This window comes from uncultured Tessaracoccus sp. (assembly GCF_947286155.1).
Lineage (GTDB): Bacteria > Actinomycetota > Actinomycetes > Propionibacteriales > Propionibacteriaceae > Arachnia.
In genome coordinates this window covers 1-13,271 of sequence record NZ_CAMYPD010000036.1, presented here as the reverse complement: position 1 = coordinate 13,271, position 13,271 = coordinate 1, and the positions used below count along the sequence as shown (strand labels likewise).

10 protein-coding genes are annotated in these 13,271 nt (G+C 64.8%); 8 read left to right on the top strand and 2 right to left on the bottom strand.

Going from position 1 to position 13,271, the window contains the following annotated elements:
• The first annotated feature begins 133 nt into the window (after positions 1-133).
• From Q0X68_RS09645 to Q0X68_RS09610, 8 genes are all read left to right on the top strand, one after another.
• The gene (locus Q0X68_RS09645) at positions 134-1,981 is read left to right on the top strand and encodes an ABC transporter family substrate-binding protein (RefSeq protein ID WP_297750876.1); all 1,848 of its coding nucleotides are present in this window, start codon (positions 134-136) and stop codon (positions 1,979-1,981) included.
• A gap of 146 nt (positions 1,982-2,127) precedes the next feature.
• The gene (locus Q0X68_RS09640) at positions 2,128-3,672 is read left to right on the top strand and encodes an ABC transporter permease (protein ID WP_297750873.1); all 1,545 of its coding nucleotides are present in this window, start codon (positions 2,128-2,130) and stop codon (positions 3,670-3,672) included.
• A 13-nt stretch (positions 3,673-3,685) separates the two neighbouring features.
• Positions 3,686-4,666 carry an ABC transporter permease gene (locus Q0X68_RS09635; RefSeq protein WP_297750870.1) on the top strand — a complete coding sequence of 327 codons (981 nt, stop codon included), beginning with the start codon at positions 3,686-3,688 and terminating at the stop codon, positions 4,664-4,666.
• A gap of 11 nt (positions 4,667-4,677) precedes the next feature.
• On the top strand, positions 4,678-6,378 hold the full coding sequence (locus Q0X68_RS09630; RefSeq protein ID WP_297750868.1) for an ABC transporter ATP-binding protein: 1,701 nt from the start codon (positions 4,678-4,680) through the stop codon (positions 6,376-6,378).
• Between the two features lie 488 nt (positions 6,379-6,866).
• Positions 6,867-8,585 carry a choice-of-anchor M domain-containing protein gene (locus Q0X68_RS09625; RefSeq protein ID WP_297750865.1) on the top strand — a complete coding sequence of 573 codons (1,719 nt, stop codon included), beginning with the start codon at positions 6,867-6,869 and terminating at the stop codon, positions 8,583-8,585.
• Positions 8,586-9,120: 535 nt separating this feature from the next.
• Entirely contained in the window at positions 9,121-9,627 is a 507-nt protein-coding gene (locus Q0X68_RS09620; protein ID WP_297750861.1) for an 8-oxo-dGTP diphosphatase, read from the top strand.
• 2 nt (positions 9,628-9,629) lie between these two features.
• A complete protein-coding gene (locus tag Q0X68_RS09615; protein ID WP_297750915.1) occupies positions 9,630-10,622 on the top strand; it encodes an endonuclease/exonuclease/phosphatase family protein in 993 nt (330 codons plus the stop codon).
• Positions 10,604-11,722: a THUMP-like domain-containing protein gene (locus tag Q0X68_RS09610; protein ID WP_297750859.1), complete on the top strand. Its 1,119-nt coding sequence runs from the start codon at positions 10,604-10,606 to the stop codon at positions 11,720-11,722. Before Q0X68_RS09615 ends, Q0X68_RS09610 begins: the two co-directional genes overlap by 19 nt.
• 9 nt (positions 11,723-11,731) lie before the next feature.
• Here Q0X68_RS09610 and bioB read toward each other — a convergent pair whose 3' ends face one another.
• Both bioB and Q0X68_RS09600 read right to left on the bottom strand, forming a co-directional pair.
• A complete protein-coding gene (gene bioB / locus Q0X68_RS09605) occupies positions 11,732-12,784 on the bottom strand; it encodes a biotin synthase BioB (RefSeq protein ID WP_297750856.1) in 1,053 nt (350 codons plus the stop codon).
• Positions 12,785-12,917: 133 nt separating this feature from the next.
• The gene (locus Q0X68_RS09600; RefSeq protein ID WP_366128146.1) at positions 12,918-13,253 is read right to left on the bottom strand and encodes a hypothetical protein; all 336 of its coding nucleotides are present in this window, start codon (positions 13,251-13,253) and stop codon (positions 12,918-12,920) included.
• Positions 13,254-13,271: the final 18 nt, after the last annotated feature.

The following is a 13,271-nucleotide window of genomic DNA, read 5'->3' as shown; positions in this document are numbered from 1 at the left end:
CGAGAGTCTCTATTCCATAACGATTGCCCCTGTTTTTCTGAGAAACCTGTTCTTTCGCCCGCGGAAGTCGATAGTGTCCACCCCAATTGGGCCAGCAGGTCCACTGACTGTCGTTGACGACAAAGGAGAACCCATGAAGTTGAGAGGGTCTGCATCTCTCGCGCTGCTGATGAGCGGTGCGCTGTTGCTTGGCGCTTGCACCTCGGACGATCCCGCAGCCGGTCCCAAGGACGGGAACGCATCGGCCTCCGCTGGTGGAGAGGGCAAAGAACCGGAAGCCACGGAATCGGACGATCCCTGCCTGAAGGATCTCGGCATTACCGAATCCGCTGAGGGTCAGGTTGCCTACACCGCAGGCAAGCCCGACTGGACGGGCTACAACGCCATGACCGCCGACACCTACTCCACGTACAACCGCGTGATCGACGGCATGATGCGCGGCGGATTCACCTACTTCGGCACCGACGGCACCATTTGCCGCGACGAGAAGTTCGGCACCGTTGAGGTCACCAGCGAAGACCCGCTGATCGTGAAGTACACCATCGCCGACGATGCCGTGTGGTCGGATGGCACCCCGATTACCATCAACGACTACCTCCTCGACTGGGCCGCGCAGAACCCTGAGTTCGTCGCTCCGGGCTTCGCTAGCGGTGAGAACAAGAAAGCCAAGGCCGTGTTCAACCACGTCTCCAGCAGCTTGGCGGAGAAGGTGCTCGACGGCCCGAAGGGTGAAGTTGGTTCCAAGACCTTCACCGTCGAGTACTCCACCCCTGACCCGGACTACATGATCAACGTCACCTCGGTGCTCCCTGCACACATCGTGGCGAAGAAGTCCGGCCTGGAGCCCGACGCGCTCGCCAAGGCCATCCTCGACAAGGACGGCGACACCGTGCGCAAGGCCGCGAAGTTCTGGAACGAGGGCTGGATCTACAACCCCGGCGAGCTTCCGAAGGACATGAGCGAAGTGCCGTCCGCTGGCCCATACAAGCTGAAGGAGGGCGGCTGGAAGGCCGGCGAATCCCTCACGCTCACTGCGAACGACAAGTACTGGGGCGAGCCTGCGGCCACCAAGGAGCTCGTGTTCCGCTTCCTCGACGACGCCATCCAGGCCCAGTCGCTGCAGAACGGTGACGTCCAGGTGATCGCACCGCAGGCCACGGTGGACACCGTGCCGCAGCTGGAGGGCATGGGCGACGGGATCAAGGTCTACCAGTACTCCACGCTTACCTGGGAGCACCTCGACTTCAACTTCCGCGAGGGCAACGTGATGACGGATCAGAAGGTGCGTGAAGCCTTCGCGATGTGCGTGCCGCGGAAGCAGATCGTCGACCAGCTCGTCAAGCCCATCAACCCCGATGCTGTTGTGATGAACGCTCGTGAGGTGTTCCCCTTCCAGAAGGAGAAGTACGAGGCCATCACGTCGAAGTCCTACGACGGTCGCTACGACGAGATCGACATCGAGGGCGCGAAGGCCAAGCTCGCTGAAGCCGGCGTCAAGACCCCGCTCGAGGTTCGCATCGGCTACCAGGCAGGTAACCTGCGTCGCCAGGAGACCGTCAACCTGATCCAGGCCGTCTGCAAGGAGGCTGGCTTCGAGATCGTCGACGCCAGCTCCGACAGGTTCTTCGATAAGGAGGTGCCGGCCGGTAACTACGAGGTGGCGCTGTTCGCTTGGGCTGGCTCCGGCCAGATCGCTTCCGGCCAGAACATCTACTCCTCGAATCGTCAGCAGAACTTCGGCGAGTACTCCAACGAGAAGGTCGACGCCGCGTGGGAGAAGCTCGCGGGTTCGCTCGACGAGAACGTCCACCAGGAGCAGACCATCGCCATTGAGAAGGAACTGTGGGACACGCTGTTCGGTATTCCGCTGTACGCCCACCCTGGCGTGGTTGGTGCCGACGCGAAGCTGCAGAACGTTCGCCCGACCGCGACGCAGTCGCAGGTCTCGTGGAACGCGCATCAGTGGGTAGCCGCCTCCTGATCGCAGGCTAGAGAAGTCAGTCGGGGCAGGGGGATATTCCGCCTGCCCCGACTCACGTCTTCTCAAGCGCCGCGATGTGCCCTATAGTTTCCGGGTGCGCAGCTCTTCGATAGCGTTGCGTGAGCCAGCCGAAAAGGATAATCCACGTGTTGAAATACGTTTTGAAGCGGTTGGGACAGTCTGTTCTGATCCTGCTGCTCGGCTCGCTGGTGATGTTCGTGCTAGTCATCAACTCCGGTGACCCGTTGCAAGATCTCCGCGAGTCGCAGGACCCGAACCGCGAGAACCGCATAGCCCAACGCACCGCCATCATGGGTCTCGATAAACCCTGGTACGTACGCTATTTCTCCTGGCTGGGAGGCGCGGCCAAGTGCTTCATCGGGCGGTGTGATCTCGGCAACAACCGTGAAGGGCAGAGCGTCAATGCGCTCGTTGCGAGCGCGGCTGGCTCGACGCTACGCCTCGTCACTCTGGCTACCCTGCTCGCCATCGTTATCGGCATCACGCTGGGTATCGTCACTGCCATTCGCCAGTACTCAGGGTTCGATTACGCAGTGACGTTCATGGCGTTCGTGTTCTTCTCTCTGCCTGTGTTCTGGTTCGCTGTGCTCCTCAAGCACTACGCAGCCATCCAATTCAACGACTGGATTCCGTCAGCCCACTTCAGTTGGCAAACCATATTGATAGCCGCAACGGCGGTAGGCATCATTCTCGCCGCAGCGCTCGGAGGCAGCCTGCGACGGCGTCTTATCACCTTCGCGGCATCGTTCGCCGTCGTGGCAGGCGTGCTGTGGTACATGGATGCCGTCCAGTGGTTCCGCCGCCCGGCGGTGGGTATCCCGATGTACATTCTTGCCGTCATCGGCGTAGGCATCTTGGCCATCATGATGACCTCCGGCTTTAAGAATCCCCGAGTGCGCAACGCTGTCGGGGTGACGGTGCTCGTCGCGATCGTCGGCTACGTCGTGATGCGTCCGACGTTAATGATGCCGCGCGAAGATCCGGCGACGTTCTCTGGAGTGACGTGGACGCTCGTCGTGCTGTTTTTCGTGTCCATCGTCGTAGCGGTGCTCGCCGGTCAGCTGCTCGGCGGGTTCTCTCGCCGGCAGGCCACATTCGCGTCCGTAGTGGTGTCGATCATTGCCAGCGGCATCGCGTTTGCAGATCTGATGCTGAGCAACTGGGCCAGGTATCTTGCGGTGCAGCCGCGTCCCATCGCCACCATCGCGTCGGCTACCCCGAACTTCAGCTCGACGTACTGGAACCACATGATCGACACGGCGACGCACCTGGTGCTGCCGACGTGCGCGCTCATGGTGGTCTCGATCGCGAGCTATATCCGCTACACCCGCGCCTCGATGCTCGAAGTGCTCCGCCAGGACTACGTGCGTACCGCGCGTTCGAAGGGCATCTCGGAGCGCAAGGTGATTACCCGCCACGCGCTGCGCAACGCGCTCATTCCGCTGGCCACCATCGTGGCGTTCGACTTCGCGGCGCTCATTGGTGGCGCGGTCATCACTGAGCAGGTCTTCGGATGGAAGGGCATGGGCGACTTGTTCCAGACCGGCTTGAGGAACGTCGACCCGCTGCCGGTGATGGGCTTCTTCCTGGTTGCCGGTGGCGCTGCGGTGACGATGAACCTGATCGCCGACCTCGTCTACGCCGTCCTCGATCCGCGGATTAGCGGTTAGTAGGGAGTGGGAAATGACTGAACACAACACTCAAGATTCGCCCCAGATGGACGAGGCGCACGCGTACTCCGTCGAGGATGTCCTCGACCAGACCACCGACAAGTCGTATTCGCAGGGCCAGCTGGTCATGCGGCGCTTCGTGCGCCACAAGGCAGCGATGGTCTCGTTGGTGCTGCTACTCGGAATTCTCGTGCTGTCGGTCACTTCGATTGGCGTCGGCCCGATTCCTGGTTGGTGGGGCAAGAACTACGTCACGCCGTACCCGTCGGCGATGCCGGGCGGAGCCCCGACGCTCAGCCTGTTCCCGTTCCGTATCGGTGAGCACCCGTTCGGGCAGGACACGATCGGTAAAGATTACTTTGCGCTCGTGATGCGCGGCGCGCAGGTGTCGCTGTTCATCGCCTTCACCGTCGGTACTGTTGCAACTCTCATCGGTACGACGATCGGTTCCGTTGCGGGCTACTTCCGCGGGATCACCGAGTCGATCCTCATGCGGTTCACCGACCTGCTGATCATCCTCCCGCTGCTCGTGATCGCCGCCGTCTTTGGCCGCACCTTTGGTTCGAATGTGCCGCTCATGGCGTTGATGATCGGCCTGATTTCGTGGACGGGCCTCGCTCGTCTGGTGCGCGCGGAAGTGTTGTCGCTGCGTGAGCGAGAATTCATTGCTGCCGCTCGCGCCATCGGCACACCGTCGGTGACGATCATCGGCCGCCACATCCTCCCCAATGCGCTCGGCACCATCGTCGTGAATGCGACGTTGTCGATCTCCGCGGCCATCCTCGTGGAGACCTCGATCTCGTTCTTGGGCTTCGGTGTGCGTCCGCCTGACACGTCGCTCGGTTTGCTCATCCAGACCTACCAGAGCACGCTCACCACCCGCCCGTGGCTGTTCTGGTGGCCCGGCATCTTCATTCTGGGCATCGCGCTGTGCGTCAACTTCATTGGCGACGGCCTCCGCGACGCTTTCGACCCCCGCCAGACGCTGAGCTGAGGAGCTGAATCATGACGCAAGAAGCAGTGCTGCAGTTCAAGAATCTCGACGTCCAGTTCAAGACGGAGTTCGGGCGCGTCCACGCCGTGAAGGGGCTGACCCTCGACGTGCGCCCCGGCGAGGTCGTGGCCCTCGTCGGCGAGTCCGGGTCGGGCAAGTCGGTCACTGCGACGACGGCCCTCGGCCTACTGCCCGGCAACGCTCACATCCAGGGTGAGACGATCGTCGCGAACCAGAGCATCGGCAAGCTCAACGGAAAGCAGCTGCGCAATGTGCGCGGCAACCACGTCGCGATGGTGTTCCAGGAGCCGATGACCGCGCTCAACCCCGTCATCCGGGTGGGCGAACAGCTCACCGAAGCGATGGAGGTACACGGCGTCGCATTCGGGCGTGAGGCCTGGGCCCGGGCAGTAGATCTGCTCAAGGCCGTGGGCATCCCCAACGCGGAGCGCCGCGCGAAGCAGTTCCCGCACGAGCTCTCCGGCGGTATGCGGCAGCGCGTGGTGATCGCCATGGCGCTCGCGTGCGACCCGGCCGTGATCATTGCCGACGAGCCCACCACCGCCCTCGACGTCACGGTGCAGGCCGACATCCTCGACCTCCTGCGCTCGCTGAAGGACAAGCTCAACACCGGCATCCTGCTGATCACGCACAACATGGGCGTGGTTGCCGACATGGCCGACCGCGTCGCCGTCATGTTCAAGGGCGACATCGTCGAGCAGGGCACGTCGGAAGAAGTGCTCATGCACCCCCAGCACCCCTACACCAAGCGCCTCCTCGACGCGGTGCCTCACCTGGGTGTTGGCCACGGCCAGTTCGGCGACAAGGTGGCCGACGTCACCAGCCAAGAGATGGCGCTCGAGTGCCGCAACTTCGTCGTCGAGTACAAGCGCTCTGGTAAGAAGCCGTTCCGTGCGGTCGACGACGTCTCGTTCGACGTGCGCCGCGGCGAGATCGTCGGCCTCGTGGGTGAGTCGGGCTCCGGTAAGTCGACGATCGGCCGCGCCCTGCTCGGCCTGATCCCTGTCGCATCGGGCGAGGCGCGCGTGCTGGGAGAAGACCTCACGAAGTTGCGCGGGCAGCAGTTGAAGGAGCTTCGCAAGCGCATCGGCGTGATCTTCCAGGACCCGGCGGCGTCGCTCAACCCGCGGCTGCCGGTGGGTGACGTGATCGCTGAGCCGCTCCAGGTGCACCGCGTGGGCACGAAGGCCGAGCGCCGGCAGCGGGTGCACGAACTGCTCGAGGCGGTTCGTCTGCCCAAGTCAGCCTACAACCGGTATCCCCACGAGCTCTCGGGCGGTCAGCGTCAGCGCGTGTCCATCGCCCGGGCGCTCACGCTGAGCCCTGACCTGCTCGTCGCTGACGAGCCCACCTCTGCGCTCGACGTCTCCGTGCAGGCGAGCGTGCTGGAGATGTTCACGGATTTGCAGAAGGAATTCGGGTTCGCCTGCTTGTTCATCTCGCACGACCTGGCCGTGATCGATTCGCTGGCGCACCGCGTCGTGGTGTTGCAGTACGGCAAGATCGTCGAGAAGGGCGACCGCGAGGACGTGCTCATGAACGCGCAGGAGGAGTACACGAAGCGGCTCCTAGCTGCGGCGCCGGTGCCCGATCCCATCCTGCAGGCCCAGCGACGCGACGAGCGTCACCGCCTGCTGGAGGAGCTCGGCGATCGCGTTGCCGAGATCGACACCCGCGAGCTGGATCAGTAGTCCGGTCGTCGGGTGTCTGAGTGGCACCCGCGCCCTCCACGAAACTTCAAAATCCGTACGCAGATTGATCTACCACCCCAAAATCAGGGGGAAACTTCAATCTGCGTACGGATTTTGAAGTTTTTTACGCGGTGCGTCTCGATACAGCGGCTGCGCCGCCTACTCGACGGTCGGGCGTGTTGCCACGTGCGCGCCACCCTGGTGATTGAGTAGCCCGCGCAGCGGGCGTATCGAAATCACTTGGGTGATGGTTTCGACACGGCCCTTCGGGCCGGCTCAACCATCGGTGGCCCTCACTCCCGGTGATTGAGTAGCGAGCGCGCGTTCCCCGGTGATTGAGTAGCGCCCGCAGGGCGCGTATCGAAATCACTCCGCGACCACCTCGGTTCCCACCTCTTCACATCGGAGTGAGCCCCACCCTCACTTGCGCAGGCCCAGCGCCACCGCATATTTTCGCAACTGAGAATCATTAGCAATAAGGAGCTGTGGTGAGAATTCGATCCTCCAAAGTGGGTGCGGCGCTCGTCGCCCTCACACTTTTGCTGTCGGCGTTGATGACTGGAAGCGCGTCTGCGAACACGAAGTTTGAGGGCCGCGATCTCATCTACCGCAAGCACGTTGATGCCGTGCACATTGTCTGGACGGGTTCCGGGCTCGACATCAAGGTGCGGGAAGGTGAGAACACCATTCGCGACGCGAAGGACGTCGCGATCCGCCTTGGCCCCGATGCCGATCAGGACGGCTACGAGGTGTCCCGTTTCCGGGTGCCCGACGACGAGGCCTACGCGTTCATGGGCAAGCCCGGCGACATTGTGTGGCTCGCGCCACAGCAGCTGTACGACGGTTGGCCGCCGGTGTGGGCTGGCATCGGCCACGGAGAGCTCCCCGGCACGGTGAAGGACCTCCGCCTCACCCTCGTCGACGATGGCGGCCCTGGCAAGGTTGAGCTGTACCGCACCATCGGCCTGGCAGGGAAGCCAGAGCGTGAGCTGTCGTCCACCGACGAGGAGTTGCGCACCTACGAGCCGGGCTCGCACGGCCACTACTCCTGGATCTTCACTGAGCCTGGCGTGTACCGCATGAAGTGGAAGGCCACCGCCACGCTGGCCGACGGTAAGAAGGTGGAGTCCCCGGTGGTCACGGTGCCGTGGCTCGTCGGCTCTGACGAGCAGGTGGGTCTGCCCGAAGGCACGACAAAGGGCGCACCCATCAAGCACCCCGTCGACGGAACCCCCACCGATGACCCTGATCCCGCACCGGGCGAGCCGAACCCCGACGAGCCGAGCCCGGAGCCACCGACGGAGAACCCGCCGGCCGGCCACCCCTTCGCCCGCAACTCGACGAAGGAGCTGCCGAACTGCACGCCGATCTCGAGTGGTCACCTCGACATCAGCACCGTGCTGAAGGAGGAGGGCGGCCTGTGGATGCGCTCCAGGCTGGACACCGCGTCGGGCAAGGAGACGCTGCCCTGGAACGGTGCGGTACTGGAGGTGCCGAACTCGGCGAAGCAGCAGATTCCCGACGGGGCCCCCGCGGCTGATCTTCGGGCGGTGCTCGGCACCGCTGATGCGTGGGAGCTGCCGGAGTCGCAGAACAAGGCTCTGCCGTGGCCCGGATTCAGCACCGAGGGGTTGGACTACGCCAACATCCAGAAGCTGACCTACCAGGTGGAGTCGTGGGAGGGTCCCGACGGCGGAGCCTGGGCCATCGGCGGGTTCAACCCGGCCCGCGGGAAGTTCGTCGTGCAGATCGATTCCAAGAAGCACGCGTCGCAGGCGATCGCGCTGCCGCAAGGTAGCCACATGCACACGGGCTGGTACTTCTCGAAGCCAGGCTTCTACACGCTGATACTCAAGGCGGAGGCGACGCCGAAGGATGCCAGCAAGATGAAGTCGTGGCAGCGCGTGACTACGCTTCCTGTCACCTTCGCGGTCTCCGACGACGCCGTCGCGTTCACCTGCGACCGCAACGGGGAAGGGCTCGAATCGCCCGGCGGCGACAGCCCGACGCCGGCAGATCCCGTGGGTCCCGACGATGAGGTTAAGCCCGACGAGTCGGATGATGGTGAAGCTCCGTCTGGAGAGTCGGCTGGCGATGAGTCCGCGACGGAGGAATCGGGTGCTGGTGAGGCCGCGTCTGAGGGATCGGACGCTGGTGAGCTGCCGGCCGAGGGTGCTGTGGCTGGTCTGCCGTCCACCGGTGTTTGAGTAGCCGCGTAGCGGCGTGTCGAAACCTCCGCTGAGATGATTTCGATACGCCCGCTGCGCGGGCTACTCAATCATCGAGAGTTACGGACCCCGATGGTTGAGCCCTCTGAGCCATGGCGACGGACCCCTTCGCGGTAGCTCAATCATCGAGGGGTTACGGAGCCCGATGGTTGAGCCGGCCCGAAAGGCCGAGTCGAAACCATGTCCTTCACCTGAGCTAACCCGATATCCACACGCGTTTCTCGAAACAGCCCAAAATCGCCGGTTTCAGCAAACGCGTGTGGATATCATATCGGGTTAGCTTGCGGTTCGACCCCGATGGTTGAGCCGGCCCGGAGGGCCGTGTCGAAACCACTGCGGGGGGTGATTTCGATACGCCCGCTGCGCGGGCTACTCAATCACCGGGGGGAGGGCTCACGCGGGCGCTACTCAATCACCGGGTTACGCGGGCGCCGGGTCTTCCGGCGGTCGAGTAGGCACGAAGTGCCGTATCGAGACCCCTTCACCTAGCCAAACCACCACCTACACTCGTCCTATGCCGTACACGCCGGAACTCACCACGCTCGGATACATCGTCGACGAAGCGCGCGAGCGCGTGCTGCTCGTGCACCGCATCGGCCGTGACGACGATGAACAGCTCGGCAAGTACAACGGGCTGGGCGGCAAGCTGGAGCGGGGTGAGGACGTCGTCGAGGGTATGCGTCGCGAACTCCGCGAAGAAGCCGGCATTGAAGCGACGGACATGCAGCTGCGCGGCACGGTGAGCTGGCCCGGGTTCAACGGCCGTGACGTGCTCGGCTTCGTGTTCCTCATCACGAAATTCACCGGCGACATCCCCGCATCGAACGAGGAGGGCACGCTCGGCTGGCACCGTATCGACACCATGATGGAACTACCGATGTGGGACGGCGACCGCCACTTCGTGCCGCTGGTGTTCGACGACGAGGTCGGCCAATTCCACGGCGTCATCCCCTACGACGGGGGCCACTCGACGTCGGCGTGGCAGGTGTCGATACTCCCCGCCGCTACCCTGGAACGGTGACCATGCTGCGCAACATCCTCGGGTGGATACTCACCATTGCAGGCGCCCTGGGCACGCTGCCCTTGGCGGTGCTGCAGTGGTTTCCTGACCTCCAATACAGTTCCGGCTACGCCGTCTACGTAGCCACCTTCATCCCATTCCTGTGGGCCTTCACGCTCGCGCTCCTCGTCGGCCTGACGCTGCTACTGCGAGGCCTCGGCAGACTCCTCGCGGTGGGGTTGCTCGTCGTGGCGGCGGGGTTCTGGGGCGCGCCGCTCATTGGGTCGATGGAGCCGGCCGATGGAGCCGACGGTGAACTCCAGGTGGTCTCCATCAACGCCCAGTACGGGCGGGCTGATGTGGCGCAGCTCCTCGCCGAGGTACGCCCGAGTACCACGGCGTTGGTGATCCAGGAGTTCACGCCCGTCATGCAGCGCAAACTCGAGGAAGCGGGCATCGACAAGCAGTTCCCGCACGTCGAGGGCGCTCCCGCCGACGACGCCAGCGGCACCGTGATCTATTCGAAGCTCCCCATGCGCAAGGTGGCCGAACACCACGAAGTGTTCTCGAACTTCGTGGTCGAGATGACGGTGAAGACCTCGATCGGTGAGCGGCCGGTGCACCTGGCCGCCATCCACACTGCGCCGCCGACGATGGGTGCCGACGTGTGGCGCCGTGACGCGCGCGGCGTCCAAGACATGCTGCAACCCTTCTCCGACAAGCCGCTGATGGCGGTGGGGGATTTCAACGCCGTCGCCAGCCACGCCACCATGCGCTCCCTCCGCGACGCGACGAAACTCGTCGACTCCACCTCCGGGAACCTCATCCTGAACCCCCGCTCGCAGCTCACCCAATGGCAGCCGACGTGGCCCGTCGCGCACGTGATACCCCCGTTCGCGAGGATCGACCACATGTTGGTGTGGAAGGGAGCCGCGTGGTCCGAACCGGCCTACTTCAGTGTCGATGGCACCGACCACAAGGGCATTCGAGGTGGCATGTGGGTACATTCCCGCTAGCCGCGCTCGAGGCGGCGTCGGGGGAGGCCGACCCCGATTCGCTCGCCGCCGCGCAACGCCTCCGCCGCCAACACTCACCTGAAGACGCCGCGTGGGCGCTCACGCAGGTCTCGCTTAGACGCCGCGCCGCAGCAAAGCTGGAGCGAGCCGACGAGATGCTCTTCACCCCGGCAGGGCTCGAACAGGCCACCCGCACCACGGTGGCGAGGTGGCGGGCGCAGCGGTTCGTCGAGGCGGGCGTGCGGCGGGTGTGGGACGTCGGCTGTGGCATCGGATCTGACGCGATGGCCTTCGCTGAGGCCGGGATCGACGTCGTTGCCATCGACGCCGACCCCGACACCGTAGAGATCGCGACGTGGAACCTCGCCCTCGTGGGCGCCGGGCCGGCGCGCCTGGGGTTGGCCGAGGAGCTCACCATCCCCGACGGCGACGCGGTCTTCCTCGACCCCGCCCGGCGCACGGCGCGCGGCCGCACGTGGAACGTCGAACACTTCACCCCGCCGTGGAGCCTGGCGATGGACTACGTAGCGAGCCAGCGGTTCGTGTGCGTGAAGCTCGGCCCGGGCGTGCCGAAGGAAATCCTGCCCGCGCAAGTGCAGTGCTGCTGGGTGTCCGACCGCGGCGACGTCTGCGAGGCGTCGCTGTGGAACCATGCGACGGGGCACGTCGCGGTGCGCATGGGGTCGCCCGTCGCGGAGCTGGGCTCTTCAGGCGCGCAACTCCCGGTGGCTCAGGTGGGGCGCTTCGTCGCTGAGCCCGACGGTGCCGCCATCCGTGCAGGGCTCGTCGCGGAAAGCGCGGACGGCGCGCCGGCTTGGCTGCTGGATGCGCACGTCGCGTATCTCTCGTCGGATCAGCCGCTCACCTCGCCGTGGCTCACCTGCTTCGAGGTGGACGCCGTGTTGCCCTTCGACCGTAAAACGCTCGCCCGCTACGTGCGCGAGCACGCCATCGGCACCCTGGAAATCAAGCAGCGCGCCCTCGACGTCGACCCGGCCGCCCTGCGTCGGCAGCTCAAACCGAAGGGCCAGAACCAGGCCACGATCATCCTGGCCCGCACCGTCGACGGCGCCCGCGCCATCGTCGCGCACCGCTGCTGAATAGGCGGCCTACGCGTTCGCCGGTAGCGCGGTGCCGGCTCCGCGGTCGCGGATATGCACGACGGGCACCTCCGGCGTTTCACGGTGGTCGCTGCCGTAGATGCTGAGACCGGCCTCGGCGATCATGCGGAGGTCTTCGCTGCCTTCCTGGCCGCTGCCGGTGGCGTAGTCGCCGAAGTAGATGGCGTTGCCCACCTCGAGCGCGAGCGGCTGCATCCAGCCCAGGTGCTGCTCGCGCCCCGCTGCGACACGCACGTCTGCCTGGCCGTGGACGAGGCGGATCATGGCGAGGATGCGCAGGCACTGCTGAGCGGTGAGCTCGTTGTGGTGAGCGAGCGGGGTGCCATCGAAGGCCATGAGGAAGTTGACGGGCACGGCGCTGGCGCCTGCGTCGAGCAGTTCGAATGCCACCTCGACGAGCTGCTCGTCGCGTTGCCCCATGCCGGCGAGCAGGCCGGCATCGATGCTGAGCCCGGCCTCGCGCGCCATCTGGACGGTGCGCACCCGGTCGGCGTGGGTGTGGGTGGTGCACACGTCCGCGTAGTGCGATGCGGACGTGTTGAAGTTGTGGTTGTACGCGTCGACGCCGAACTCCGCCAGCCGCTCGGCCTGCCCGGGCTTGAGGATGCCGATGCACGCGGCCACCTCCACGCTCGGGTGGCGCTCCTTCACGCTGCGCGCGATGGCGCCGACGCGTTCCACGTCGCGGTTGCTCGGCCCGTTGCCCGACGACACCAGGCACACTGAGCGCGCCCCAGCCGCCACGCCGCGCGCGGCGAGCTTGACGGCCTCGTCATGGCTCAACCAGGAGTAGCGCAGGATGTCCGCGTCGGAGCCCAGGCGCTGCGGACAATAGATGCAGTCCTCGGGGCACTTGCCGGATTTCAGGTTCACGATGTAATCCAGCTTCACCGCGTCACCGTGGAACGCCCGGCGCACGCGCCCCACCTCCGCCACGAGCGGCACCGTGTCTGCGTCGGGTAGGCGCAGAACGGCGAGGGCTTCGTCGCGGGTGATCCGTCCGCCTGCGATCACGCGGTCGGCAAGCTCGGTGAGATCCATGACGCGAAGCTCCTTCGTTGAATACTGTTCAACGAGCACTGTACTTGCCCTCCGCGCACATGCCCACCGGAGGCTCCTTGGCGTGGTCCCGCTACTGCCGTGTTGGCCACGTGGGGGATGGCTTGCGAGTGGGTTACGCATTGGCGGGGGCTGTGGTGCCTGCGCCCCGCTTGCGTGCCGCCACCTTCGGTATCTCCGTGGGAGCCATGTCTTCGGCTCCCAACACGACGTAGCCGCCGTCCGTCAACATACGCAGATCATCGGCGCCCGGCTGACCCTCGGAAGTGAGGTAGTCACCGAGGAAGAGCGAGTTACATATCTCTAGCGACAGGGGTTGCAGCGTGCGGATGTGTTGCTCACGCCCGGCAGAGACGCGCACATCCGCCTTCCCATGGACGAATCGAATCATCGCGAGAATGCGCAAACATTTGTGGCTCTTCACAATCGAGGGTGTAGTCGGGGTTTGAATCCGCCGACCTCGAGGAGG

What these genes read in the sequence shown, in the direction of transcription:
- Q0X68_RS09645 (WP_297750876.1), top strand. Translation starts at nt 134, where the DNA reads ATGAAGTTGAGAGGGTCTGCATCTCTCGCGCTGCTGATGAGCGGTGCG.
- Q0X68_RS09635 (WP_297750870.1), top strand. Translation starts at nt 3,686, where the DNA reads ATGACTGAACACAACACTCAAGATTCGCCCCAGATGGACGAGGCGCAC.
- Q0X68_RS09630 (WP_297750868.1), top strand. Translation starts at nt 4,678, where the DNA reads ATGACGCAAGAAGCAGTGCTGCAGTTCAAGAATCTCGACGTCCAGTTC.
- Q0X68_RS09620 (WP_297750861.1), top strand. Translation starts at nt 9,121, where the DNA reads ATGCCGTACACGCCGGAACTCACCACGCTCGGATACATCGTCGACGAA.
- Q0X68_RS09615 (WP_297750915.1), top strand. Translation starts at nt 9,630, where the DNA reads ATGCTGCGCAACATCCTCGGGTGGATACTCACCATTGCAGGCGCCCTG.
- bioB (WP_297750856.1), bottom strand. Translation starts at nt 12,784, where the DNA reads ATGGATCTCACCGAGCTTGCCGACCGCGTGATCGCAGGCGGACGGATC.